This window comes from Caulobacter vibrioides, assembly GCF_002310375.3.
GTDB classification, from domain to species: Bacteria; Pseudomonadota; Alphaproteobacteria; order Caulobacterales; family Caulobacteraceae; genus Caulobacter; species Caulobacter vibrioides_D.
This window is the reverse complement of the sequence record NZ_CP023315.3, coordinates 2,020,908-2,046,610: the sequence shown is the minus strand read 5'-3', so window position 1 is coordinate 2,046,610 and position 25,703 is coordinate 2,020,908. Positions and strand designations below refer to the sequence as shown.

The window sequence follows — 25,703 nt, the reverse complement described above, 5'->3', positions numbered from 1 at the left end:
CTGGTCTCCTCCAAGACAAGGTGGCCGGGGGCGAGGGACACCGTCTCCCGCCCCTGCCCTCCTTAGAAGCGCGCCCGCAGACCCAGGAACGCGCCACGGCCCGGCGTGCCGTAGTTCAGGATCGTCTGATAGTCCTTGTCCAAGGCGTTCTCGACCCGACCATAGACCTCCAGGGTCTCGCTGATCGGATAGGACGCCCGCAGATCCACCGTCGCATAGTCCGACACCGCCACGGTGTTGGCCTCGTTATTGTAGGTCTTGCCCACATAGCGCACCGCCACCGTGGTCGAGAGCCCCACCGGCCAGCGATAGGTCGCCGACAGGTTGGCGAGGTCCTTCGGGCGACGCGACAGCTGCTTGCCGGTGTTCGCGCCCGCCGCCAGTTCGGCCTCGGTATAGGTGTAGTTGCCGGTGATCGTCAGGCCCTCGACCGGGCGCGCCTCGGCGATCAACTCAAGCCCCTGGGCCTTGGTCTTCTGCAGATTGCGGTAGTAGCCGAAGCGGAAGACCCCGCCCGGCGCGCAGAGCGCGTCGGTCGCGCCGAACGAGCACGAGAAGAAGCGGATCTCGTTGTCGGCTTCGCGATGGAAGACGGTCGCCGAGGCGCGGACCTTGCCATCGAGGAAGCGCTGCTCGACGCCGGCTTCCCAGCTGTCGAACTCTTCGGGCGAGAGCGCGGCGTTGCCGTACTCGCTGAACAGCTCATAGAGACCCGGCGCGCGGAAGCCTTGGCTGTAGCCGGCCCGCAGCACCGTGGCGTTGTCATTCAGGGCCCAAGCCGCGCCGACTTGGCCCAGCGTGTGGGCGCCGTAGGCGTCGTGGTCTTCGTAGCGCAGACCGCCGGTCACCGTCAGACCAGGCGCGATATCGGCCTGCAGTTGGCCGTAAAGGCTGTCGGCGCTGATCTTGCCGGTGCGGAACGCCACGTTCGGATTGGCCACCGACGGCGAGCGGGTGCGCATGCGCGAGCGTTCGCTCTCGGCGCCGAAGGTCGCGGTCCAGGTCTCGGTGATCGCGAACACGCCCTGATACTCCCAGCGCTTGTTCTTGCCGGCCGCATCGAACGTCATCGGCACGGCGGGGCGGGCGGGGTTGTAGTTCTGGCGGTCGGTGTCGGTGTAGGCGAAGCCGACGCGGTTGTTCCAGCGACCGTCCAGCAAGGCGGCGTTCAGGCCTTGATAGACCACCAGCTCCTTGGTGCGACCAAACTCGGGGCTATCGGTGTTGAAGCCGTCGAAGTCGTTCTTGCCGCGCGAATAGACCGCCCGGGTCTCGACCGAGACCGTATCGGTGAGCTTCACCCGCAGGCGACCCGACGCACCGGCGTTCTGGTAGCCGTCCTTTTCCGCGCCCAGCTTGTACGACGAGAAGCCGTCGGTGGTGTAATAGCCGCCCGCGACGCGCCAGGTGACCTTGTCCGAAGCGCCGCCTACGGCGCCGCGCAGATATCCGGTCTTGCGCGCGCCGGCCTCGGCCGACAGCGAGCTGGTGAACGGCGTGGTCGGCTCGGCGGTGACGATGTTGACGACGCCGCCGATCGCCTGGCTGCCCCAGAGGGTGGATTGCGCGCCGCGCAGCACTTCGATGCGCGAGATGTCGCCGACCAGCAGGTTGCCGCTGTTGAAGCCGCCTTGCGTGGACGAAGGATCGTTCAGCTTGACCCCGTCGATCAGCACGACGGTGTGGTGGCTCTCGGCGCCGCGGATATAGAGGCTGGTCGCGGTGCCGACGCCGCCGTTGCGGGCGAAGGTCACGCTGGGCGTCTGGGCCAGCAGCTCGGTGACCGAGATCGCCTGGCTGGCCTCGAGCACGGGCTGGGTCAGGACGGTCACCGAAGCGCCGACCTTCTCTATCGGTTGCACGGTGCGGGTGGCGGTGACCACCAGTTCGGCGACGCCGTTGGCGCCGGTCGCGCCGGCGACGTCGGCTTCTGGGGCCTTCTGGTCATCGGCGAACGCGGGCGCGGCAAGCAGCGCGGTGGCCAAGGCGGTGGAGCTCAAGAGGGCTCGGATCATGTTCAGTCTTCCCGTTATGAACGACCCACGCGACGTCTCGAACGCCCGCGAGGACGCGGACGCTCAGGCCGCCGCGCGGCCTGTGACTGTCGTTTCTCGGGAAATCCCGTTCGTTCGGCGCACCCCGGCCGAGCGATGAACGACCGCGCCGGGCAGGTCTCCTGGCTCGCGGGTCAATGCTTCTGGGCGTCGCCTTCCCAGGCCTTTGAGGGCCCAGTGGCATATGACGCGAAGCTCGCCGCTTACAGTTGCGGGGGCAGCCGAGGTCTTCAACCTCGTTCCCTTTTAATCCTCTTTCGAGGAGCCTGACGCGTGGCCAGAGCTACATGCCGCACCGCACACGGTCAATGTGGAGCTTGGGGTGACGCTGCGGGGGGGAGCGCTGCGGTTCCAGGTGCGGCGCGTCAAAACCTCCCCCAAGCGGGGGAGGTGTCGGCCCGACGGGACGACGGAGGGGGAAGAAGCAGGGTCAGCAGGACTTCCCCCTCCGGCGCTTCGCGCCACCTCCCCCGCTGGGGGGAGGATTTTCCCGGCTCTTCCCCATCAAGGGAAAGGGAGCGTTCAAACGCCACTCACGACACAAACCGGCCAGCCGCGTGAAGCGGCCCGGCCGCGCCCATTTCGAGGAACAGGCTAGCGCTTGCCACATATTCCTCGCACACTCGTTTGAAACGGCCATCCAAGGCTTGGCGCGAAGCGCGATCAACGGCGCGGGGAGAAGTTTGAGTATGTCCAAGGCCCAGTCACCCCAGAGGACCTCGTCCTGGACGCTGGCCGCGTTCGCGGCGCCCTGCATTCCGGTGGCGGCCATGGGCCTGCCGCTCGTGGTGTACCTGCCCGAGTACTACATCAACTCCCTGGGCCTTTCGCTGACCGTCGTCGGTTCGGCGTTCCTGATCGTCAAGCTGATCGACATCCTGTTCGATCCGCTCTTCGGCGGCCTGCTGGATCGAACCCGCATGCGGATGGGGCGCTTTCGTCCCTGGATGCTGATCGGCGCGCCGATTCTGACCGCAGGCTGCTATGCGCTGTTCATGGCCGAGCCGGGCGTTGGATCGCTCTATCTCTGGTTCTGGCTGGCGGTGCTCTACGGCGGCTACTCGATCGTGGTTCTGTCCCAGACCGCCTGGGGCGCGGTGCTGTCGAGCGACTACGAGCAACGCTCGCGTGTCTATGGCTGGTGGCAGGCGGCGAACGTCGTCGGGATGATCCTGGTGCTCTGCCTGCCGCCGTTCATCACCGGGGTGCTCAAGGGCGACCACATCGACAGCGTCCGGGCGATGGGCTGGTTCATCGTTATCCTGCTGCCGATCACGGTGCTGCTGGCCGTCGCCACGGTGAAGGAGCCGCAGGCCCCGCCTCAGCATGGCAAGACCGGCCTCAAGCAGTACGGGCGCCTGTTGATGCGTCCGTCGGTGCAGCGCCTGCTGTTCGCGGACCTGCTGATGGGCCTGGCCCCCGGCATCGCCGGCACGCTGTTCCTGTTCTTCTTCGAGCGGATCAAGGGCTTCGACAAGACCCAGGCGGGCGTGCTGCTGCTGGTCTATTTCCTGGCCGCGCTGGCGGGTGCGCCGCTGTGGCCGATGCTGGCCAAGAAGCTGGGCAAGCACAAGGCGCTCGTCGTCGCCGCGATCGTCTACGCCTTCGTCCAGGTCGCTGCGGTGTTCATGCCCGCCGGCAGCTCGGTGATGGGCATGATCCTGCTCGTCTTCGCCGGCCTGCCCTACTCCGCTGCGCCGGTGCTGGTGCGCTCGATGATGGCCGACATCGGCGACGAGGAGCGCCTGGAGAGCGGCGTCGACAAGACGGGCCTGCTCTACGCCATCGTCACCGGCACGGTGAAGCTGGGCTATGCGCTGGCGGTGGCGGTGTTCATCGCCCTGGGCTGGATGGGCTTCGATCCCAAGGTGTCCACGCCCGAAGGCGATGCGGCCCTGATCGGGATGTACGCGATCGCGCCGGCCTTGCTGGGACTGGTGGTCGCCGCGATCATGATGCGCTATCCGCTGGACGCGACCCGTCTCGCCGAAATCCAGCGCCAGCTTGCGGCGCGGGACGCGGCGGCGGCGGATGCGTCCAAGTCCTCAGCCCCGTCGGATTCGCATGTCCCCTCAAACGCCGCCCTTGGCCCCGCCGAGTGACGACCAGCACCCGCTCTTCGCCCTGATCGAGATCATGGCGACGCTGCGCAACCCCGAGGGCGGCTGCCCTTGGGATCTGGAGCAGACCTTCGCGACGATCGCGCCCTATACGGTCGAGGAGGCCTATGAGGTCGCCGACGCCATCGAGCGCGGCGATCTGTCGGACCTCAAGGAAGAGCTGGGCGACCTTCTGCTGCAGGTCGTCTTCCATTCGCGGATGGCGCAGGAGCAAGGGGCCTTCGACATCGCGGACGTCGCACGCGCCATCTCCGACAAGATGATCCGCCGGCATCCCCACGTGTTCGGCGATCACGCTTACGAGACCCTGTCGGACCAGGTCGCCGGCTGGGAGCAGTTGAAGGCCCAGGAGCGCCAGGCCAAGGCCAAGACGGGCGTGCTGGATGACGTACCGACCGGCCTGCCCGCCCTCACCCGCGCCGTGAAGCTGACCAAGCGCGCCGCTCGCGTCGGCTTCGACTGGCCGACGGCCAACGAGGTGCTCGACAAGCTGCGCGAAGAGACCGACGAGATCGCGGTCGAGATCGAGGCTGGCGATCTGGCCAAGGCGCGCGAAGAGCTGGGCGACATCCTGTTCGTCTGCGCCAACCTCGCCCGCAAGCTGGACGTGGATCCCGAGGACGCCTTGCGCGCCACCAACGCCAAGTTCACGCGCCGCTTCGGCTTCGTCGAGACCGAACTGGCCAAGCGCGGCAAGACGCCCGACCAGTCGGATCTGGCCGAAATGGACGGGCTCTGGAACGACGCCAAAGCCGCGGAGAAGAAGGTTTAGTCGACCGCCGCCGAGACCTGCGCGCCGGGGAACTGGCGCTCGAACCGCCCCAGGGCCTGAGCGTCGAGACGGGCGATGAGCGTCACCTCGCCGCCTGGGCCGTCATAGCGGCTGAGCACACGGCCGTTGCGATAGATCCAGGCCAGGGCCTGCCCGTCCTGCGCGGCGAGGCTCACCTCAACCGGAGGCGAGTCATCAATGAGGCCCGCGATGCGCCGCAGCAGCGCCTCGCACCCCTCGCCCGTGACCGCCGAAACCGCCGAGGCTTCGTTCCGACGCGCCTGCCCCTCGACGATCTCGCGATCGTCTTCCGACAGCAGGTCGACCTTGTTCCAGACCTCGACGACGGTCTTGCCCTCGTCGAAGGTGACGCCCAGTTCGGAGAGCACCGTCTCGACGTCGCGGGCTTGGGCCTCGCTGTCGGGATTGGCCACGTCGCGGACGTGCAGCACGACGTCGGCTTCCTGCACCTCCTCGAGGGTGGCGCGGAAAGCCTCGACCAGCTCGTGCGGCAGGTCCGAGATGAAGCCCACCGTATCGGACATGATCGCCGGGCGACCGTCGGGCAGCTTCACGGTCCGCAGGGTCGGGTCCAGCGTGGCGAACAGCATGTCCTTGGCCAGCACCTCGGCTTCGGTCAGCCGATTGAACAGCGTGGACTTGCCGGCGTTCGTATAGCCGACCAGGGCGACCGTCGGATAAGGGACCTTCTTGCGAGCGCTGCGATGCAGGGTCCGCGTGCGCCGAACCTCCTCCAGCTCCTTCTTGAGCTTGAGGATCGTACCGGCGATCAGGCGGCGGTCGATTTCGATCTGGGTTTCGCCGGGGCCGCCGGTCGAGCCGGTGCCACCGCGCTGGCGCTCAAGGTGGGTCCAGGTCCGCACGAGGCGCGAGCGCTCATAGTCGAGCCTGGCCAGCTCGACCTGCAGACGGCCCTCACGAGTCCGGGCGCGGCGGGCGAAGATCTCGAGGATCAGGCCTGTCCGGTCGACGACCTTCACTTCCAGCGCCTTCTCGAGGTTGCGCTGCTGGATCGGCGTCAGTTGGTCGTCGAAGACGGCGACATCGATGTGCTCGACCTCGCAGATCGAGGCGAACTCCTCGACCTTGCCCTTGCCGAACAAGGTGGCGGGCGTGACGACGCGCAGAGGCGCAACCAGCGCCTCCACGACGTTGAGATCAAGCGCCACGGCAAGACCGACGGCCTCCTCGAGCCGGGCGTTCGGATCCCGAGCTTCGAGGGCGGCCTGGCCCCGCAAAGGGCGCACGGGATGGATCACGAGCGCCTTCAGGATCGGCGCAGCGTGGTCAATCGACTTGGAACTGGATTTGGACAAACGGCTCTAGGGTCAGTCGTCGGCGTCAGCGCTCGGCTCATAGAGCTGAACGGGCTGAGCCGGCATGATGGTGGAAATGGCGTGCTTGTAGACCAGTTGCGACTGGCCGTCGCGACGCAGCAGCACGCAGAAATTGTCGAACCAGCTGACCACGCCTTGCAGCTTGACGCCATTGACGAGGAAGATGGTGAGCGGCGTCTTCGACTTGCGGACGCTGTTCAGGAAGGTGTCCTGAAGGTTTTGCTTCTTCTCGGCGGACATACGGGGGTTCCCCTCTCATTGTTCTCGGAGGGCCACACGCCCCCCACACAAACAAGGTCATGCTAGATGATTTTTCGCCGAAAGCGACACGCTCGCAGCGAAAAATTCCATCCAGCCTTGCGACCGAAAGCCGCCAAGTCCGGAGATTGTTCCGGCCTCAGACGGCTTTTTGACGCGCCCGCTCGATATAGAGAGCTCGGAGGCGTTTCGCCACGGGGCCCGGTTTGCCATCTCCCAGCTTCACCCCGTCAATCTGAATGATCGGGGTCACCAGAGAGCCCGCCCCCGTGATGAACGCCTCTTGGGCGGCCTGGGCCTCGGCGATGGTGAAGGGCTTTTCGTTCACCGCCATGCCGCTCTCGCGGATCACGTCCAGCAGCGTATAGCGGGTCACGCCGCGCAGGATGTTGGCGTTGGTGTCGCGGGTCCGCAGGGCCCCCTCGGCGTCGACAATCCACGCATTGGACGACGCGCCCTCGGTGACCAGGCCCATGTCGTCGACGAACCACGCCTCGATCGCGCCGCGCTCCCGGGCGGCTTGCTTGGCCAGGGCGTTGGGCAGCAAACCGATCGACTTGATGTCGCAGCGGCCCCAGCGGTTCTCCGGTACGGAGATGACCGAGGCGCCTTGCGCCGCCTTGGCCTCGCTGGCCGCACGATCCAGCGACCGGGCCGTCACGACCACGGAGGGCAAGACCGCCGGATTCGGGAAGGCGTGGTCGCGCCGCGCCACGCCCCGCGTCACCTGCAGATAGCAAAGGCCTTCGCGCACCTTGTTGCGCCGAACCGCCTCGCGCAGAACCATCGTCAGGGCCGCCTCGCTCATCGGATGCGCGATCCGGAGTTCGTCGAGGCTACGCCAAAGGCGGGCGAAGTGCCCTTCGGCGTCAGCCAGCTTGCCGTCGAAAACGGCCCAGACTTCATAGACGCCGTCGGCCAGCTGGTAGCCCCGGTCCTCGATATGCACCGCAGCGTCGCCATGCCGGACAAAGCGGCCGTTCACATAAGCAAAGCGCGACATCTACTCTTCCTCTTCCCCCCGAGCGCCAGAGACGCCGAGAGACTTCAGCTTGCGGTGCAAGGCCGACCGCTCCATGCCGATGAAGTTGGCGGTGCGTGAAATATTGCCGCCGAACCGCAGGATCTGAGCGTTCAGGTACTCACGCTCGAACAGTTCGCGCGCTTCCCGCAGGGGCAGAGCGATAATGCGCTCCGCGCCGATGGCCCCGGCGTTGCCCGCGCTCGGCTGCTCCGCGCCTGACAGCATCTCGGCCGTGATCACGTCGCCCGGTTCCCCCGACGCCAGGATCAGCATGCGCTCGACGTTGTTCCGGAGCTGTCGGACATTGCCCGGCCAGGTCTGGACCTGAAGCGTCGCCAGAGCGTCCTCACCAAGTCGACGGCGCGCAAGCCCGGTGGCCTCGCTGATGCGATCGACGAAATAGGTGATCAGCTCGGGAATATCTTCCCGCCGTTCCGCAAGGCCCGGCACACGGACGGGCACGACGTTCAGGCGATGGAAGAGGTCCTCTCGGAACCGACCCGCCGCGATCTCATCACGCAGATCGCGCGAGCTCGACGAGATGACGCGAACATCCACCTGAACGTCGTTGTCGCCCCCAACCCGGCGGAAGCGCTGCTCGACCAAGACGCGCAGGATACGTCCTTGTGTCTCGCGAGGCATGTCCACGACCTCGTCGAGATACAGCGTCCCGCCGTGGGCGCGTTCGAACACGCCGATCTTCCGAGGTCGCCCCCCCTCGCCTTCTTCACCGAAGAGTTCGACATCCAGCCGCTCGGGCGCCATGCCTGCGGCGCTGACCGCGACGAACTCCTGCCGCGCGCGCGTGCTCGCCCCATGAATCAGCCGTGCGACGAGCTCTTTGCCCGAGCCAGGAGGACCGGTGACCAGAACGCGGCTGTTCGCCGGCGCCACCTTCAAGATCAGCTGACGAAGCGCCTGGGCCGGCGCCGACTTGCCGATCAGGCCATCCGGGGCCAGCGTCTGCGCGCGGAGCCGGCGGTTCTCGCGGCGAAGGCCGGCCGCTTCCAGCGCGCGCTCGACGACCAGCAAGAGACGGTCCGACTTGAACGGCTTCTCGAGAAACTCGTAGGCGCCCCGCTTGATGGCGCTGACGGCCGTCTCGATGTTGCCGTGGCCCGATATCATGATGACGGGCAGATCGGCGTCCAAGGCCTTGACCATGTCGAGCAGTTCAAGCCCGTCCATGCCGCCGCCCTGCATCCAGATGTCCAGCACCAGTAGGGCCGGCTTGCGCGCGCGGATCGCCGCGAGGGCCTGATCGGAGTCTGCGGCGGTCCGGACGGCGTAGCCCTCATCCTCGAGGATGCCGGCCACCAATTCCCGGATGTCGGCCTCGTCATCCACCACAAGAACGTCGGCGCTCATATCATCTCCTCAACGCCACTCTGGGCCGCGACGGGCAGGCGCGCGGTGGTTGGAAACTTCATGACGACGCGCGCGCCAGGCGGCTCGCGCGCATCGACGAGGGCCAGGCTGCCGCCATGGTCCTCCATGATCCGCTTGACGATGGCCAGGCCAAGGCCTGTGCCCTTCTCGCGGGTGGTTACATACGGCTCGGTCAGACGGTCACGATCCTTGGCGGGCAGACCCACGCCATTGTCCTCGATCGTCACGCACAGCTCGTCAGCGTCGCAGACCAGGGTCGCGGTGATACGACCCTTCAGCTCCGGCATGCTCGCCCGACGCGCGCCGACCGCCTCGCCGGCGTTCTTGAGGATGTTCGTCAACGCCTGGCCGATCATCCGTTCGTCGCTCGTGATCCAGACGTCGCCATCGCCCGGCTCATCCAGCCTGACCTCGATCTCGGCGTCCTGGAAACGTTGGGCGAAGACCGCTTGCCGAAGCATCTCCGTGAGGTTCGCGGGTTCGAAGCGCGGCGCCGGCATCCGGGCGAACGCGGAGAACTCATCCACCATCCGCCCGATGTCGCCAACCTGACGGATAATGGTGTCGGTGCAACGATCGAAGGTCTCCAGATCGCTGGCGATCTCCTTGCGATACTTGCGGCGCAGGCGCTCGGCGGAGAGCTGGATCGGGGTGAGTGGGTTCTTGATCTCGTGGGCGATACGGCGCGCGACATCTTTCCAGGCCGCGTTGCGCTGGGCCGCCACAAGCCGCGTAATATCATCGAAGGTGAGCACGAGGCCTTCGGCGAAATGGCCTGCCGCGCGGACGCGCAGCCGCCGCGTCTCGCCTTCGCGCATGATGTCGACCTCGACATCCGTGTCGGGCCGACTCTCCAGAAGCGCCGTCATCACCGTTTCGAACTCGGGCGCCAACTGGATCAGATCGACGCCAAGTGCGTCATTCGGCAAGCCCAGCAGCGTGACCGCGCGCCGGTTCACCGCAGAGATCGTGCCACGATCGTCCAGGCTGACAACGCCCGCGCTGACGCCCGACAGCACCGTCTCGATGAACTGCCGGCGGCTCTCCGCATCAAGACTGGCGGCTTTCAGCGCGGCCTGCTGAAGCTGAAGCTCGCTGGTCATCATGTTGAAGGCGTTGGATAGCGCCCGGATCTCCTCGGGGCCTCTTTCAACCTCGACGCGGGCGTCGAGATCGCCACCGGACACGCGCCCCGCAGCCTCGACCAGACCCGCGACCGGACCGGCGATCGAGTTCGCCGCCGCGATCCCCACCCAGATGGCGGCCACGAGCACCAGGAGCGCCGTCTCCAGATAGCTAAGGCCGAAGATGGCCTGAATCCGTCCACGACTGCGCTCGGCGTCGCGATACGAGATCAGGGCGTCCTGCGTCTCGATCAGGTGGTTGAGGATGCCCTTTTCGATCGGTCGAACGACGTAGAGGTACCCGTCGTCAAAGCCCTTGAGCTTGTAGAGCGTTCGAAAAAGGTCGGTGGAGACAAAGCGCTGCGCGCTGGCCTCTCCGCCATCCGCCCAATCGAAACTGGCCGGCGGCGGCGCAAGAAACGGCGGCGCGCCTTCGGACTCGGTGCGGGCCAGGATCCGGCCGTCACGATCGAGCACATAGGCTGCCGAAAAGCCGTTGTCCTGGGTCAGGCCCGCCAGAAAATGACCAAAGGCGACGGGGGATTGCGCCAGCGCGGGTGCGGCTTGGTTCAGACTGGCCGCCATGGGGCCAATATGTTCGGAGATGTAGTTCTTTTGTTGTTCGACGTAGGAGTTGGCGACCTTGGCCGAGTTCCCGACCACCGTCTGAACCCGTTCGCTGAACCAGCCATCGACCCCGCGATTGACGAGCACGCCGAAGAACAGCGCGACGATCACCGCGGGCGCCACGGCGGCGAGGGAGAAAAGACCCACGAACCGAAGGTGCAAGCGGGCGCCGGCGTCACTCGCGCGTGCGTCGATCAGCTCGTAGAGCCGCAGGCCGACGACGGTCGCCACCCCCAAGATCAGGACAAGATTGAAGCCGAGCACGACGAGGATGACCGTGCTGGCGGCGCCGATCGAGTCCGTACGTGGCGGGGACGAGGCCAAGGCGACGCCGGCGACCGTCAAGATTACCGCCAGCGCATAGCCACCGCCGATCAGATAGCGTGACCGCAACACGCCCCGCCACCAGGCCCGGCTAAACCGGGTCGGCGGGCTGTCGGATTCCGTCGCGTAAGCCACTGAAGACATCGCTCCGGACTTTAGGAGCGTGTGGCCCAAATTCAACAGTTATGTGCCGGGAAAGCTGCAGGGTCAGCGACGACCGCGCGTCATTTCCACGCCAAGGTCCTGGATCTTCTTGCGGAGCGTGTTGCGATTCAGGCCGAGGATCTCGGCGGCGCGGACTTGATTGCCTCGCGTCGCCGAAAGCGTCAGCTGGATCAGCGGCCGCTCCACCTCTTCCAGGATCCGGTCGTAGAGGCCTGGCGCCGGAACACCATCCGGCTGATCGGCGAAGTGCGACGCCAGATGACGCTCGACGAGCATTGACAGCGTGACCGGCCCCTCCTCGGCGCGAACCGCCGGTGCGTGGTCCTGCAGTTCACGATCCACAATGCGCGCGGTGATCAGCTCTTCGGCGTAGAGCGCGCACATCCGACGCATCAGGTTCTCGAGTTCGCGGACGTTCCCGGGCCAAGGATGGCTCTTGAGGCGATCCAGAGCGCCTTGGTCGATCGTCTTGGCGGGCAGACCCTCGCGGGCCGCCCGAAGAAGGAACGTGCGCGCCAGATCGGGGATGTCTTCAGCGCGATCACGCAGCGGCGGCAAGCGAACCGGCGCGACGTTCAGGCGGAAGAACAGATCCTCGCGGAACAGGCCCTGCTGGATCAAACCGCGCAGATCACGATTGGTCGCGGCGATGATGCGCACGTTCGGCCGACGACCGGTTTTCGGATTGATCACCGGCTCGGTGCCATCGATCACCCGCAGCAGACGCGTTTGGGCGTCGAGGGGCATGTCACCGATCTCGTCGAGGAACAGCGTGCCACCGTCAGCCTCGACCAAACGGCCGTTGTCGCCCTCGCCGCGACCGAACAGCTCGGCCTCGACGCGCTCACGCGGCACGGCGGCGAGGTTGATGACCACGAACTTGCCGTCACGGCGGCGCCCAAGCTCGTGGAGCGCGCGCGCCACAAGCTCCTTGCCCGTACCGCTCTCGCCGAGGATCAGAACCGTAAGGTCGGCTCCGACCAGCCGCGCGATCGTGCGGTAGACCTCCTGCATCGGCGCGGAGCGGCCAATCAGAGGCAGACGCTCGTCGCGCATCGCACGCGCCTGCGCCTTCGAGGCCTCGGCGTCCGCCGGCCGCGACAAGGCCCGCCGCGCCGCAGCGGTGACGTCGTCCAGGTCAAACGGCTTGGAGACATACTCAAAAGCGCCCGCATCGGCGGCGTTGACGGCGGTCAGAAGCGTGTTCTGCGCGCTCATCACGATGATCGGGAGCTTTGGACGCTCCTTTCGAATCCGCGGCAGGACGTCGAAGACGTTCTCGTCGGGCATCATCACGTCGGTGACGACAAGGTCGCCCTCACCGTCTGTCACCCACTTCAAGAGCGTGGTGGCGTTCCCCGTGGCGCGGACCTGGTATCCCAGGCGCGTAAAGGCTTGACTGAGGACGAGACGGACCGAGCTGTCGTCGTCGGCGATCAGGATTTTCTTGCTCGCGGCGTTCATGCTCGGACGTCTCCGGATGCGACTTCAGGGGCAACAGGCAACAACACACGGAAGACCGTGCGACCCGGCTCCGATTCAAAATCAATCAAACCGCCATGTGCGGTGACCAATTTTGTGACCAAAGCCAGGCCGAGCCCCGTACCGTTGGACTTGGTGGTGACAAACGGCTGGAAGAGATGGTCGCGCAGGCTGGATGGCACGCCAGGTCCGTTGTCGATGACCCGGACCTCGATTGGGGCCCCGCTCGCGGCCTTCCCGTCAGCCCCGCGCACGCGCACGCCCGGGCGCCAGGCTGTGTGGATCGACAGCACGCCACGATCGTCGCCTCGCATATGAGCGGCCTCGGCGGCGTTCTTCATCAGGTTCAGGAAAATCTGGATCAGGTGATCCTCATCGCCCCAAACCGGCGGCAACGAGGGATCGTAGCTCTCCTTCAGCGTCAGCCCATCGGCGACACCGTTGGCGACCAGTGCGCGAACCCTATCCAGCACCTGGTGGATATTGACGGGCTCACGCAACGTCGGCGCCTGCTCCGAGAACGCCTCCATGCGATCCACCAAGCGCCGGATCCGATCCGTCTCGTCGACGATCAACTGGGCGAGCGGCTGGTCGACAGCGCTCGCGCCTGTCTTCAACAGCTGCGCCGCGCCTCGGATGCCGGCCAGGGGGTTCTTGATCTCGTGGGCCAGCATCTTGCCCAGCCCCACGACCGAGCGAAGTCCCGCCGCGTCGGCGCTGCGATCCACGCCCAGCACGCCCTTGACGTGCAAGGTCAGTAGGACCGAGCCGTCGCCGAGCGGGACCGCTGCGCCATCCGCCTCGAAGGGCGGCTGGCCGAAGAGGTTGACTTCGACGCCGTGCTCTCGGACCAGAGCGCCCTCGAACACGGCTCGATCGAGCAGCGAAACAAGCACCGAACCCGGCGGCAGCGCCGCCCGGAAGCGCCCGCGCGCCAGGAGGGATAAACCGTGGCCAAACAAGGCCTCGGCGGCTTCGTTGACTGCAACGAGCCCCCCGTCATGATCCACGACCAAGGCCGGTTCCGGGCTCAGGTCGAAGGCCGCCGCCTTCAGGGCTTCAGTGGCGACGCCGCCGAGAACGCGAGCACGGTCGGTCATGCGGCCTGCCTCCCCGTCAGCAGCCACAACTCACGCAACGCACTTTCCACGGCGTCGGGGTCCTCCAGCCGGCACAAGCTCGCCCGCGCCGCGCGGCGGGCTTCGGGGGTCTCCGGCCACGGCGCCGCCTCGATGTAGGACGCCAGGTGCTTGCGGAACATCTTCAGCCCCAGGCGCTCACCGTAGAAGGACAGGCTCCGCCGGAAATGCGTGATCGCGATCGCCAGACGCTCCTCGGCGGCTGGTTCCTGGAAGCCGCGGCCTTCGAGCGCGGCCTCGATCGCGCCGGCGATCCAAGGCCGGCCATAGACGCCGCGACCGATCATGACCCCGTCGGCGCCAGACTGTTCGAGCGCCTTGCGAGCGCTGTCTCCATCGACGATGTCGCCGTTGACCAGAACCGGCACGGAAACAGCATTCTTGACCGCCGCGACGGCGGACCAATCGGCGACGCCCTTATAGAACTGATTTCGGGTACGCCCGTGCACGGTGACGGCCTTTGCGCCGGCCGCTTCAGCGCGCCGCGCGATGTCCGGCGCGTTCAGGCAGTCGACATCCCAGCCCAGCCGCATCTTGACGGTTACGGGCACGTCGACGGCCTCGACGGCGGCTGCGACCAAGGCTTCAGCGAGGTCTGGTTCGCGCATCAGGGCGGAACCGCAAGCGGCGCCGGCCGCGACCTCCTTGGCTGGGCAACCGAAATTCAGATCGATGATCTCGGCGCCGGCCTCCTGGGCCATTCGTGCGCCTTGCGCCATGAAGTCGACGTCGCGGCCTACCAGCTGAATAACCGTCAGCGGCAAGCCTTCGCCGACCGCTGCGCGGCGCACCACATCGGGACGCCCTTTCGCGAACTCCGCGCTGGCGACCATTTCGGTGGCCACATAGGGCGCTCCGAGCGCTGAGGCCGTTTCTCTGAAGGGCAGATCCGACACGCCAGTCATGGGTGCTATCCACACCCGTCCCGGTACCTCGACGCCACCAATATCGAGCGCTTTGCTCATTTTGTAATCATCCCCACAGCCACCTTTTTAGGCATATTGTGCGGCGCAGTAAAGCCCGTATCGACTAGACAAGCGGCGAGGCCGGACTAAACAGCCGGGATGACTTTTTCCGTCGTGATCGTGGCCGCCGGCGCCGGGACCAGAGCGGGTCCAGGCCAGGCCAAACAGTGGCGGCCGTTAGCCGGCAAGCCAGTCCTGCGCTGGTCGGTGGAAGCCTTCCTGGCGGCCGGTGCCGCGGAAATCGTGATCGTCACGACAGCGGACGGCGAGGATGCGCTCGCGCATGTGCTGAGCGGCCTGCGCGGCTGGCGCGCCGCTCGCGGCGGCGCCACACGGGCGCTGTCCGTCCAAGCGGGCCTCGCGGCGCTGTGCGATCGCCCCCATGACGAGCCCGTGATGATCCATGATGCGGCCCGGCCGTTCGTCACGCGAAAGATCGTTGATGATCTCCTTGAGGCGCTGGCCAACGCCGACCTCGCCCTGCCCGCCTTGGCCGTCGCAGACACCCTCAAGCTGAGCGCGCCCGGCGCCCCGCTGCGGACAGTGTCGCGAGAGCATCTCTGGCGCGCCCAGACGCCCCAGGTCGCGCCGCGCCACAAACTTCTGTCCGCCTATGCCGCATGGGCGAGCGGTGAGCCGACCGATGACGCCCAGGTGGTCGAGGCCGCAGGCGGCCGCATCGCCATCACGCCTGGCGATCCGCTTCTCACAAAACTCACCTACCCAGAGGACTTCGCCATGGCCGAACGTCTCGCCGACGCCGCGCGCGTCACCCGTGTTGGCCAAGGCTTCGATGCGCACCGCTGGGGCCCCGGCGAGGAGGTCTGGCTTTGCGGCGTCGCCATCAAGCACGACGAGACGCTGATCGGGCATTCCGACGCCGACGCGGGCCTGCACGCCCTGACCGATGCGATCCTGGGCGCGATCGGCGAAGGTGATATCGGCGACCACTTCCCTCCCACCGACCCACGGTGGAAGGGCGCGTCTTCGGACCAGTTTCTCAAGCACGCGGTTGACCTCGTCGTCGCCAAGGGCGGCGCGCTGGTGAATGTCGACGTCACGCTGATCTGCGAGCGCCCCAAGATCAAACCGCACCGTCAAGCGATGCGCGAGCGTCTGGCCGAGATTCTCTCGCTTCCCATCGATCGGGTCAGCGTCAAGGCGACCACCACCGAGAAGATGGGCTTCACGGGCCGCGGCGAAGGTCTTGCGGCCTCCGCGGTCGTCTCGGTCGAGACCCCCGCCTGATTGGGCTAGTCTGCAAGTCCCCGCGATCGGAGGTCCTCATGTTCCCCCTAGAAATCCAGACCTTGGCGCGCTTGCTGATCGACGAGGCGCGCGCGCGATCCCTCCGCCTTGTCGCGGCCGAGAGCTGCACCGGCGGTCTCGTCGCCGGGGCGATCTGCTCGATCTCAGGCGCGTCCGATGTCTTTGAGCGCGGCTTCGTGACCTACACCAATCGCGCCAAGTCCGAGATGCTCGGCGTCCCGGGCGACCTGATCGCCGACCATGGCGCCGTCTCAGAGCCTGTCGCCCGCATGATGGCCGAGGGCGCCTTGCGCGAAAGCAACGGGCATGTGGCGGTCGCCATCACGGGCGTTGCAGGTCCTGGCGGCGGTACGCCGATGAAGCCCGTCGGCACCGTTCATTTCGCAGTCGCCCGCGCCAATCGCTCGGTGGTTCATCGCCTTGAGCGCTTCGATGGCGAAACCCGCGAAGCGGTACAACTGGCCGCCATCCGCACAGCGCTCGAGATGCTCCGAGAGGCGGTGGCCTAGAGCCTGTCTGGTTTAGATGGACACATCTAAACCAGATAAACAGGCTCTAATTCATAGACTTAGAGCGCGTTCGAACGGTTTGACCGCTCACACTTAAACCTAACGCGCTCTAGCCGCCGTGGAGTTGGCGCGCGCGCTGTTCGAAGCAAGCGATGAGCTTACCGGCCGCCTTGTCGACGTTCGCGGCCAGCATCGCGTCCAGAAGCGCTGACTTGAAGGCGAAGTCGATCACGAACTCGACGCGCGTGGCCTCGCCCTCGGGCAGGAACCGCCAGCCGTTGCTGAGACGCTTGAAGGGCCCATAGAGCAGGCTGACCTCGATCGACAGGGCGTCGCGATCGCGCCGAACGCGGGTGGCGAACTTCTCACGCAGGAACGAAAAGCCGACCTGGGCCTCAGCGTCGACCGTGCTGACCGCGCCGTCGACACGGCCGTTCCAGGTCCGCATCCCTGTGATCCAAGGCACGAACTTCGGATACGCCTCGACATCGCCGACCAGCTCGAACAGCTGCTCAGGGGTGTAAGGCAGCACCCGCGTGACAACGTGTCGATGCAAGGCTTACGCCGTGCGGGCGTCGAGGGCGCGCCGCGCCGCCTGCAGCTTGGCGAAGTCCTCGCCGGCGTGATGCGACGAGCGCGTGAGCGGGCTGGACGACACCATCAGGAAGCCCTTGGCCCGCGCGATCGCCTCATAGGCCTTGAACTCTTCAGGCGTCACGAAGCGGTCGATCGCCGCGTGCTTGCGGGTCGGCTGCAGATACTGGCCGATGGTGATGAAGTCGACGCCGGCCGAGCGCATGTCGTCCATCACCTGCATGACCTCTTCCTTGGTTTCACCCAGACCGACCATCAGGCCCGACTTGGTGAACTGCGAAGGGTCGCGCTGCTTGACGCGGTCGAGCAGGCGTAGCGAGTTGTAGTAACGCGCGCCGGGACGGATCTTGAGATACAGCCGCGGCACGGTTTCGAGGTTGTGGTTGAAGACGTCCGGCTTGGAGTCGATCACCACGTTCTCGGCTCCCTCCTTGCGCAGGAAGTCCGGCGTCAGGATCTCGATCGTCGTGCCCGGGGCGGCGGCCCGGATGGACGTGACCACCTCGGCGAAGTGGCGCGCGCCCCCATCCAGAAGGTCATCGCGGTCCACCGAGGTGATGACCACGTGCTTGAGGCCCATCTTGGCGACGGCCTCGGCCACGCGGCGCGGCTCGTCCGGATCCAGTTGCGTCGGCAGGCCCGTCGTGACGTTGCAGAAGGCGCAGGCGCGGGTGCAGATCTCGCCCATGATCATCATGGTCGCGTGCTTCTGGCTCCAGCACTCGCCGATGTTCGGGCAGGCGGCTTCCTCGCAGACCGTGTGCAGCTTGTGCTCGCGCACGATGCCCTTGGTCTCGTTGTACTGACCCGAGCCGGGAGCCCGCACGCGCAGCCACTCCGGTTTGCGGAGCACCGGCGTATCCGGGCGGTTTTGCTTTTCGGGATGGCGCGCCGCCCGGTCTTCCGAGCCGCGAGCCTTCAGCGTGTCGATCACCGTGGCCATGGCGCCTAAATCGGTCTTCTTGCTCTCCGGATCAAGCGCTTGATCTTGCGTAAGGCGGCAAGGCGCGAAATGACTGGCGCATATGCGTCGCCGTCTCCTTGCAGCCGTCCCGGCTATCGCGCTCAGCCTGGCCGTTTCCGCCTGCGGTGACGGGGCCTCCCGCGCGCCTTTCGCCGAGAGTCGCACGCCTCCGGCCCTGACCTCACGCTTCTATCCGCCGCAGGGCTGGGCCTGGGGATATGTGAAGACCGGAAACGCCTCCGTGCAGCGCTACGGCGTCGCATCGCCACCGGTGGCGCCCCGCGCGACGATCCTGGTTCTCCCGGGGTATGGCGAGACAGCCGAAAAATGGTTCGAAACCGTTTCCGATCTCACGCGGCAAGGCTTCAGCGTCTGGGTTCTCGAACGCCAGGGCCAAGGCGGCTCCGAGCGGCTCACGCCATGGCGCGACCTCGGTCACATCGACAGCTTTGATCCGGATGTTGCGGCTGTCAAAGCGCTGGTCAGGACCGTGATCCGTCCCCGAGGCGACATCCCCCTGATCGTGCTGGGCCACGGCGAAGGAGGGCTGGTTGCGCTGAGGGCGGCGCAGACAGGGCTTCCCATGCAAGGCTTGGCGCTCTCATCGCCCGCGTTCGGCCTGAAGAACCTTCCCCGCCCCCGCTCGGACTTCGCCAGGTTCACGCCGGCGCTCAGAACGCTTCGGCTGGGATGGGTTCGATCGCCGGACCAGCAAGGTTGGCGGCGGGATGCGCCAGATGGAAAGGCCGCAGGCCTCACCCACGACGCCACGCGCGGCAAGGTGCAGGCCGCATGGATGCTGGCGAACCCGGATCTTCGCATGGGCGGGCGGAGCCTTGGCTGGTTCGCCGCCTTCTTCGACGCTTCAGAGAGCGCCGCGCGCGACATCCGCAGCACAACGGTTCCTGTTCTGATGTTCGGCGCGGGTCGCGACCGCGTCGTCACGACGACACCGCAAACCCGACTGTGCGCCGAGATGAAGGCCTGTCGCGAGATTCGGTACGCCGAAGCAGGTCACGACCTTCACATGGAATCGGACGCGCTGCGCAGCGCTTGGCTGGCGGCCGTAACCGACTTCGCCGCGCCCCCAAGGCCTGTCAAAGCTCAGCCCCGCAACGGATGAACGTCACGGATTGTGACTCTTCCTTGCAAAGCTGGACCTTCCTCGGCAGACTCATCGTTTGAAGAACGAGAGCGCCCACCGCTCATCGGGGAGGTTTCGCCGGGATGCCGGTAGCTTACGACGTGCGGAACGGCCAAAAGGCCATCTTCGACGCCCTCATCGACGCCCGCGACAAGTTCGGCGCCAAGAAGCCGATCCTGGAGGACCAGGATCGCAATCCGCTGACCTATACCGATCTGATCCGGGCGAGCTTCGCCCTGGGCCGCAAGATCGCCGCCATGACCAAGCCGGGTGAGCACGTCGGCGTGCTTCTGCCTTCAGGCGCGGGCTCGGTGGTCACCTTCTTCGCCCTGCACGCCTTCGGGCGCGTGCCGACGATGTTGAACTTCACGGCCGGCATTCGGAACATCAAGGCCGCGTGTAAGCTGGCCAAGATCAACCGGGTCCTGACCGCGCACAAGTTCATCGAACTGGGCAAGCTGCACGATATCGTCGACGCGATCGGCGAGCAGGCGCAGGTGATCTATCTTGAGGACGTCCGCGGCACGATCGGCCTGCCCGACAAGCTGTTCGCCGCCGCGGCGGGCATGTTCCCGCGCCAGTTCCGCGCGCCGGCCAAGCCCTCCGACAAGGGCGTGGTGCTCTTCACCTCGGGCAGCTTCGGCGCGCCCCGGGGTGTGGTGCTGAGCCAGGAAAATCTTGTTCAGAACGCCATGCAGGTCGCGGCTCACATCGAGCTCGATTCCAATTGGGTGATGTTCAATCCGCTGCCCGTCTTCCACTGCTTTGGTCTGACCGCCGGGGTGATCCTGCCGATCCTTACCGGCATGAAGGCGTTCCAGTATCCCTCGCCGCTGCACACCAAGCAGATCCCGCCGCTGATCAAGGACGCCAAGGCCTCGGTCCTGCTGGCGACCGACACCTTCGTGAACCAGTACGCCCGGGCGGCGGAGTCTGACGAACTGTCGGGCCTGGAGTTCGTGGTGTGCGGCGCCGAGAAGGTGCGAGACGAAACCCATACCTTGATCAAGGAGCGCTTCGGCGGCGTACCGCTGCTCGAAGGCTACGGCGCGACCGAGGCTTCGCCGGTGATCGCCGTGAACAAGCCGAAGGACAACCGTCTTGGAACGGTGGGCGGCCTCTTGCCAGGTCAGGACGTCCGCATCGAGCCCGTCGAAGGCATCCCTGAAGGGGGCCGTCTGTTCGTGCGAGGCCCCAACATCATGGCCGGCTATCTGCGCGAGGACGGCGGCATAGACGCCCCGGAAGGGGGTTGGCACGATACCGGCGATGTCGTCAGCATGACCGACGACCAGTGGATCACGATCAAGGGCCGCGTGAAGCGCTTCGCCAAGATCGGCGGCGAAATGGTCTCGCTCACCGCCGCCGAGGACCTGGCCGCAGCGGTCTGGCCGGACGGACGCCACGCCGTGATCTCGATGCCCGACAAGAAAAAGGGCGAGAAGCTCATCCTGGTCACCGACCGGCATGACGCCGACGTCGGCCCGCTGGTCGCGCACGCTCAGACGATCGGCGCGCCTGAATTGTCGGTGCCCCGCAAGATCCTGAGGGTCACTGAAGTGCCGGTGCTGGGCAGCGGCAAGACCGACTATGTCGCGATCCAGCGCATGGCGGAAACCGACACCCAAGCAGCCTGATCAAGCTCCGGCGGCTAGAACGTCGCGCCGAGCGCTTCAAGCTCGGCGCGGAAACCTTGCTTGCGGATGTGCGCCGCCCGAAGGTCGGCAGCGAAGCTCGCGTGGTCCGGATACTCGCCGAAATCCGCGATCATGGCCGCCAGGGACTCGGCCTCCAGCAACTGGCGCGCGGCGTCGGCGTACCGCGTCGCGACGCCGTAGGACAGCACATGCTGGATCGAGGCGCGCAGCAGCAAAGTGGCCGCCAGCGGATAGCTTCCCTCCAGGCGCCGCGCCGCCTCGGTGATCAGAACGTCGTCGGCGCCGTTGATCTCGCCGGAGCGCGACAGGACCAGACGCGACGCCGCCTGGAAGTCGGGCCACGACACGAAGAAGGCTAGCGCGGTGTCAAAGCGCGGGAAGCGACGCACGACCGCCTTGGCCTGATCCTCGGCCTCGACGTCGTCAAAATCCGGAAGGCTCTTCAGATAGGCCCTCAGGAGCGGAATGGAGAGCGTGCGCTCGAACTCAGCCCAACGACGCTTCTGCGCTTCCTGATGATGTCCTGTGGCCTCCAGCGCCTCCAGCATCACCTCTTCCCAGGCGGCACGCTCCTCGACGGACGTCTGATGGCGGCCCCGTGCTTCACCGGGCGCACCGGCCTGCAGCGTAGCCAGGGCGTCTTCGCCACGGCCCGCCGCGAGAAGGCGCCGGGCGATCTCGGCCGAGACCAGCGGCGTGCGCCGAAGCTCCGGCGCGAAGGTCGCCTCGAAGGCGTCGATATCGCCGCTGGCGTCCGCCAGGCGCCGCAAGGCGTCCTTGTAGACCGCCGCCATCGGGTCAGCGCCCCGCAGCCGCTTGGCGTTCATCGCCAGGACCGTTTCCAGCACCTCGCGCAGATGAGCCCGCCCCTGCGGTCCCATGGCGGGGGCCAGGGCGCTGGCGAGCGATCCCATCTGGGCGTGATAGTCGGTCGCCAGGATCTTGGCGGTCCGCTCCGCCAGGGCGATCGGCTCGGGCACGGCCTTCTCGGCGATGGCGCCAATGGCGTCACGGGCCGCCAGGAAGACATCGCCGATCGGACCATCGGGCTGGCTGAGCCGATCTAGGGTCGGAGACGCCAGATCCAGTAGATCGAGCATGAGGTTGAGCGCGGCGGTCGCATCGTCCTGAGCGAGCCGCTCGATCATCTGACGATGGAGGTCCAGATCGCGGGCGAAAGCCGGACGCTTGCGCCAGTGGATGCGCGACGAAGACTTGCCGATCGTCGCCAGGCGCTTGGAAATCTCCAGCGCCAGGCCTTCGCTGCTGGCTTCGGCGAACAGCTCTAGCCGAAGCACCCGCTTGACGTGGCTGTCGCTGGACAGGTCGAGCAGGATGGCGGCGAGCCGTTCCGCGCCGAGATCGGCCAGATTGGCTTCGGAAAGGGTCGTCTTCGACCCCTTCCGCACCTTCGGCTTTTCACCCGCTGTCGCGGCGGCCTTGCGCGCCATCCAGACTCCCTAAGCTGCCCTAGATGTGCAGCACGCGTCCGTAGGCGTCCAGAGCGGCTTCGTGCATCGCTTCCGACATGGTCGGGTGGGCGTAGACGACGCCGTGCAGGTCTTCCTCGGTCGCTTCCAGGGTGATGGCGGTGACAAAGCCCTGGATCATCTCGGTCACTTCGTGGCCGATCATGTGCGCGCCGATCAAGGCGCCCGTCTTGGCGTCGAACACGGTCTTGACGAAGCCCTCGGTCTCGCCCGACGCCACGGCCTTGCCGTTGACGCGGAACGGGAAGCGGCCGGCCTTGACCTCGATCCCCGCCGCCTTGGCGGCGGCTTCGGTGTAGCCCACCGAGGCGACCTGCGGATTGGCGTAGGTGCAGCCCGGGATCGGCGAGTGGACGTTCGGCGTCTTGTAGCCGGCGATCGCCTCGGCGGCGTGGATGCCTTCGTGGCTGGCCTTGTGGGCGAGCCACGGCGCGCCGGCGATGTCGCCGATGGCGTAAAGGCCGGGCACGTTGGTGCGGCAGTGCTTGTCGGTGACGACGTGGCCACGATCCAGGCTCACGCCCAGCGCTTCCAGGCCGTCATTGTTCGGCGCGATGCCGACCGCGACGATGCACTTCTCGGCGGTCAGCTGTTCGATCTTCCCGCCGGCTTCGACGGTGACGGCGACGCCGTCCTTGGTCTTCTCGATCTTGCTGACCTTGGCGCCGACGCGGAACTTGATACCGCGCTTCTCGAACGCCTTTTGGGCGGCCTTGGAAACTTCCTCGTCCTCGACCGGCATGATGCGGTCGATGGCTTCGACGACGGTCACTTCGGCGCCCAGCGCGCGATAGAAGCTGGCGAACTCGATGCCGATGGCGCCTGAGCCGATCACGACCAGCGACTTGGGCATCGACTTCGGCGCCAGGGCGTCGCGGTAGGTCCAGATCTTGTCGCCGTCCGAGACTGCGCCGATCGCCGGGATCTCGCGGGCGCGGGCGCCGCTGGCCAGGATCACGTTCTTGGCTTGCACCGTGCGGCTGCCACCGGCCTTCAGCGCAATGACCACCTTCGGAGCCGGCGCGCCCTTCTCAAGCTTGGCCTCGCCCTCGATCACCTCGATCTTGTGCTTCTTCATCAGGAAGGCGATGCCGCCCGACATGTTCTTGGCCACGCCGCGCGAGCGCTCGATGATCTTGCCGAAGTCGAACGAGGCCTTCTCGACCGACAGGCCATAGCCGCCCAGATGCGACAGCTGCTCGTAGACCTCGCCGGACTTCAGCAGCGCCTTGGTCGGGATGCAGCCCCAGTTCAGGCAGATGCCGCCCAGATTTTCACGCTCGATGATGGCCGTCTTCAGGCCCAGTTGGCTGGCGCGGATCGCGGCCACATAGCCGCCAGGACCGGCGCCGATGACGACGACATCGAATTCCGTGGACATGATCTTCTAACCCTGACTTTGGCGATCGCACGAGGGAGCGCGCGGCGCCGATCGACCAGTCTGCAAACCGGTCTGGGAGAAACTAGAGCAGCGCCTCGACCGCGACCTTCAGGTCTTCGGGCTTCACGGTCGGCGCGAACCGATCGACGACCTGGCCGTCCTTGCCGATCAGGAACTTGGTGAAGTTCCACTTGATCGCCTCGGTGCCCAGAACGCCCTTCTGTTCCTTCTTGAGGAACTTGTAGAGCGGGTGAGCATCGGCGCCGTTGACGTCGATCTTGCTCATCACCGGGAAGCTCACGTCGTAGGTCAGCGAGCAGAAGTTCGCGATCTCGGCGGCGTCGCCCGGCTCCTGAGCGCCGAACTGATTGCAGGGGAAGGCCAGGACCGTGAAGCCACGGTCCTTGTGCGCCTTGTAGAGCGCTTCCAGGCCCTCGTACTGCGGCGTGAACCCGCACTTGCTGGCGGTGTTCACGATCAGCAGCACCTGGCCGCGATAGTCGGCCAGGCTCACGTCCTGGCCGTCCAGCGTCTTGGCGGAATAGTCGTAGATCGACATGGCCATACCTTCCCCGCGCCCCGATCAGACGATCAGGGTCAGCGGCTCTTCAATCAGCGGCTTGAAGGCCGCCAGGAACTTGGCGCCGACCGAGCCGTCGACCACGCGGTGATCGCAGGTCAGGGTCACGGTCATGACCGTCGCAACGGCCAGTTGGCCGTTCTTGACGACCGGACGCTGCTCGCCGGCGCCGACGCTCATGATCGCGGCCTGCGGCTCGTTGATGATCGAGGCGAACGACTTGATGCCGAACATGCCAAGGTTGCTGATCGAGAAGGTGCCGCCCTGGAACTCCTCAGGCTTCAGCTTCTTGTCCTTGGCGCGCTGGGCCAGGTCCTTCATCTCGGCGGAGATCTGCGCCAGGCCCTTGGTCTCGGCCTTGCGGATGATCGGCGTGATCAGGCCGCCATCGACCGCCACGGCGACGGCGATGTCGGCGTGGTGGTGCATGGCGATGCCTTCCGGCGTGTAGCTGGCGTTGGCTTCCGGCACCTGCTTCAGGGCCACGGCGGCGGCCTTGATGACGATGTCGTTCACCGAGACCTTCACGCCCTGCTTTTCCAGCAGGCTGTTGATCTTGGCGCGGGCGGCCAGCAGCGCGTCGATCTCGAGATCGATCGTGAGCGGGAAGTGCGGCACGTCGCGGAAGCTTTCCGTCATACGACGGGCGATCGTCTTGCGCATGCCGTCCAGCGGGACGAGGTCGTAGGAGCCGGCGGGGATGCCCATCTGCTCCAGCGACTGGATCTGACGCGGCGCGGCGGCGGCGGCCGGAGCGACGGCGGCAGGCGCCGCAGCCGGAGCGACCTTGGCGGCCGGCGCGCCCGACTTGGCGGCTTCGACGTCCGACTTGATCACGCGGCCGTGCGGGCCGGTGCCCTTGATGGCCTTCAAGTCGAGACCAGCGGCCGAAGCCAGACGGCGAGCCAGGGGCGAGGCCAGGACGCGCGAGCCGTCAGCGGCGACCGGAGCGGCCGGCGCGGGGACGGCTGGAGCCGGGGCGGCGGCCGGAACCGGCGCAGCGGCGGCGGCCTTCGGGGCTTCGACCTTCGGAGCCGGCGCGGGGCTGTCGCCCTCGCCCGCCAGCTTGGCGATCAGGGCGTTGACCTTGACGTTCTCGGTCCCGGCCTCAACCAGGATGGCTTCCACGACGCCTTCGTCGACGGCTTCGACTTCCATCGTCGCCTTGTCGGTCTCGATCTCGGCGATCACGTCGCCGGCCTTGACGGTGTCGCCGACCTTCACGTGCCACTTGGCGAGGGTTCCCTCCTCCATGGTGGGCGACAGGGCGGGCATCAGGATGTCGATCGACATTGAGCTTGTTCCTCAATCCT

20 protein-coding genes, 1 pseudogene and 1 riboswitch are annotated in these 25,703 nt (G+C 66.5%); of the genes and pseudogenes, 6 read left to right on the top strand and 15 right to left on the bottom strand.

Features of this window, described 5'->3' with window-relative positions; all coding sequences use genetic code 11:
* Positions 1–62: 62 nt before the first annotated feature.
* Positions 63–2,015, bottom strand: a complete 1,953-nt coding sequence (locus CA606_RS09700) for a TonB-dependent receptor plug domain-containing protein (RefSeq protein WP_096051321.1) — start codon at positions 2,013–2,015, stop codon at positions 63–65.
* 134 nt (positions 2,016–2,149) lie between these two features.
* A riboswitch (cobalamin riboswitch) is annotated at positions 2,150–2,339 on the bottom strand.
* Between the two features lie 404 nt (positions 2,340–2,743).
* Between CA606_RS09700 and CA606_RS09695 the strand changes: the two genes are divergently transcribed.
* Together CA606_RS09695 and mazG are read left to right on the top strand one after the other, a co-directional pair.
* A complete protein-coding gene (locus CA606_RS09695; RefSeq protein WP_096051322.1) occupies positions 2,744–4,156 on the top strand; it encodes an MFS transporter in 1,413 nt (470 codons plus the stop codon).
* Positions 4,119–4,946, top strand: coding sequence for a nucleoside triphosphate pyrophosphohydrolase (mazG, locus tag CA606_RS09690; protein WP_096051323.1), 828 nt, complete (start codon positions 4,119–4,121; stop codon positions 4,944–4,946). The genes CA606_RS09695 and mazG overlap by 38 nt, the downstream gene beginning before the upstream one ends.
* Here mazG and hflX read toward each other — a convergent pair.
* From hflX to dusB, 8 genes are all read right to left on the bottom strand, one after another.
* Entirely contained in the window at positions 4,943–6,283 is a 1,341-nt protein-coding gene (gene hflX, locus CA606_RS09685; RefSeq protein WP_096051324.1) for a GTPase HflX, read from the bottom strand. The two genes, mazG and hflX, sit on opposite strands and share 4 nt — an antisense overlap.
* Positions 6,284–6,295: 12 nt before the next feature.
* The gene (gene hfq, locus CA606_RS09680) at positions 6,296–6,544 is read right to left on the bottom strand and encodes an RNA chaperone Hfq (RefSeq protein WP_010919613.1); all 249 of its coding nucleotides are present in this window, start codon (positions 6,542–6,544) and stop codon (positions 6,296–6,298) included.
* A 157-nt stretch (positions 6,545–6,701) separates the two neighbouring features.
* Positions 6,702–7,565, bottom strand: a complete 864-nt coding sequence (locus CA606_RS09675; RefSeq protein ID WP_096051325.1) for a D-amino-acid transaminase — start codon at positions 7,563–7,565, stop codon at positions 6,702–6,704.
* Positions 7,566–8,954 carry a nitrogen assimilation response regulator NtrX gene (ntrX, locus tag CA606_RS09670; protein ID WP_181242871.1) on the bottom strand — a complete coding sequence of 463 codons (1,389 nt, stop codon included), beginning with the start codon at positions 8,952–8,954 and terminating at the stop codon, positions 7,566–7,568. It lies immediately after the preceding gene.
* Positions 8,951–11,194, bottom strand: coding sequence for a sensor histidine kinase NtrY-like (locus CA606_RS09665; protein WP_096051327.1), 2,244 nt, complete (start codon positions 11,192–11,194; stop codon positions 8,951–8,953). The genes ntrX and CA606_RS09665 overlap by 4 nt, the downstream gene beginning before the upstream one ends.
* A gap of 63 nt (positions 11,195–11,257) precedes the next feature.
* Complete coding sequence (locus CA606_RS09660) at positions 11,258–12,679, bottom strand: sigma 54-interacting transcriptional regulator (RefSeq protein ID WP_096051328.1); 1,422 nt, start codon at positions 12,677–12,679, stop codon at positions 11,258–11,260.
* Positions 12,676–13,797: a two-component system sensor histidine kinase NtrB gene (locus CA606_RS09655; RefSeq protein WP_096051329.1), complete on the bottom strand. Its 1,122-nt coding sequence runs from the start codon at positions 13,795–13,797 to the stop codon at positions 12,676–12,678. Before CA606_RS09655 ends, CA606_RS09660 begins: the two co-directional genes overlap by 4 nt.
* A complete protein-coding gene (dusB, locus tag CA606_RS09650) occupies positions 13,794–14,801 on the bottom strand; it encodes a tRNA dihydrouridine synthase DusB (RefSeq protein ID WP_096051330.1) in 1,008 nt (335 codons plus the stop codon). The genes CA606_RS09655 and dusB overlap by 4 nt, the downstream gene beginning before the upstream one ends.
* A gap of 99 nt (positions 14,802–14,900) precedes the next feature.
* On the opposite strand from dusB, the gene CA606_RS09645 reads away from it, so the two are divergent.
* On the top strand, positions 14,901–16,049 hold the full coding sequence (locus tag CA606_RS09645; RefSeq protein ID WP_096051331.1) for a bifunctional 2-C-methyl-D-erythritol 4-phosphate cytidylyltransferase/2-C-methyl-D-erythritol 2,4-cyclodiphosphate synthase: 1,149 nt from the start codon (positions 14,901–14,903) through the stop codon (positions 16,047–16,049).
* A gap of 38 nt (positions 16,050–16,087) precedes the next feature.
* Entirely contained in the window at positions 16,088–16,579 is a 492-nt protein-coding gene (locus tag CA606_RS09640; RefSeq protein WP_096051332.1) for a CinA family protein, read from the top strand.
* A 109-nt stretch (positions 16,580–16,688) separates the two neighbouring features.
* Here CA606_RS09640 and CA606_RS09635 read toward each other — a convergent pair whose 3' ends face one another.
* Entirely contained in the window at positions 16,689–17,135 is a 447-nt protein-coding gene (locus CA606_RS09635; protein WP_096051333.1) for a type II toxin-antitoxin system RatA family toxin, read from the bottom strand.
* Positions 17,136–17,138: 3 nt separating this feature from the next.
* Entirely contained in the window at positions 17,139–18,116 is a 978-nt protein-coding gene (gene lipA, locus CA606_RS09630) for a lipoyl synthase (RefSeq protein WP_096033277.1), read from the bottom strand.
* Positions 18,117–18,198: 82 nt separating this feature from the next.
* On the opposite strand from lipA, the pseudogene CA606_RS09625 reads away from it, so the two are divergent.
* Both CA606_RS09625 and CA606_RS09620 read left to right on the top strand, forming a co-directional pair.
* Positions 18,199–19,276 (top strand): annotated as a pseudogene (locus tag CA606_RS09625) (alpha/beta fold hydrolase).
* Between the two features lie 88 nt (positions 19,277–19,364).
* Positions 19,365–20,918: an AMP-binding protein gene (locus CA606_RS09620; RefSeq protein ID WP_096051334.1), complete on the top strand. Its 1,554-nt coding sequence runs from the start codon at positions 19,365–19,367 to the stop codon at positions 20,916–20,918.
* Between the two features lie 14 nt (positions 20,919–20,932).
* On the opposite strand, the gene CA606_RS09615 is transcribed toward CA606_RS09620, so the two are convergent.
* The 4 genes from CA606_RS09615 to CA606_RS09600 form a co-directional block, all read right to left on the bottom strand.
* The gene (locus CA606_RS09615; protein ID WP_096051335.1) at positions 20,933–22,390 is read right to left on the bottom strand and encodes a DUF6880 family protein; all 1,458 of its coding nucleotides are present in this window, start codon (positions 22,388–22,390) and stop codon (positions 20,933–20,935) included.
* 19 nt (positions 22,391–22,409) lie between these two features.
* Positions 22,410–23,810 (bottom strand): dihydrolipoyl dehydrogenase, encoded by a 1,401-nt coding sequence (lpdA, locus tag CA606_RS09610; protein ID WP_096051336.1) that lies wholly within the window; start codon positions 23,808–23,810, stop codon positions 22,410–22,412.
* Between the two features lie 82 nt (positions 23,811–23,892).
* Complete coding sequence (locus CA606_RS09605) at positions 23,893–24,375, bottom strand: glutathione peroxidase (protein WP_096051337.1); 483 nt, start codon at positions 24,373–24,375, stop codon at positions 23,893–23,895.
* An 18-nt stretch (positions 24,376–24,393) separates the two neighbouring features.
* Positions 24,394–25,683, bottom strand: coding sequence for a pyruvate dehydrogenase complex dihydrolipoamide acetyltransferase (locus tag CA606_RS09600; RefSeq protein ID WP_096051338.1), 1,290 nt, complete (start codon positions 25,681–25,683; stop codon positions 24,394–24,396).
* Between the last annotated feature and the right edge of the window lie 20 nt (positions 25,684–25,703).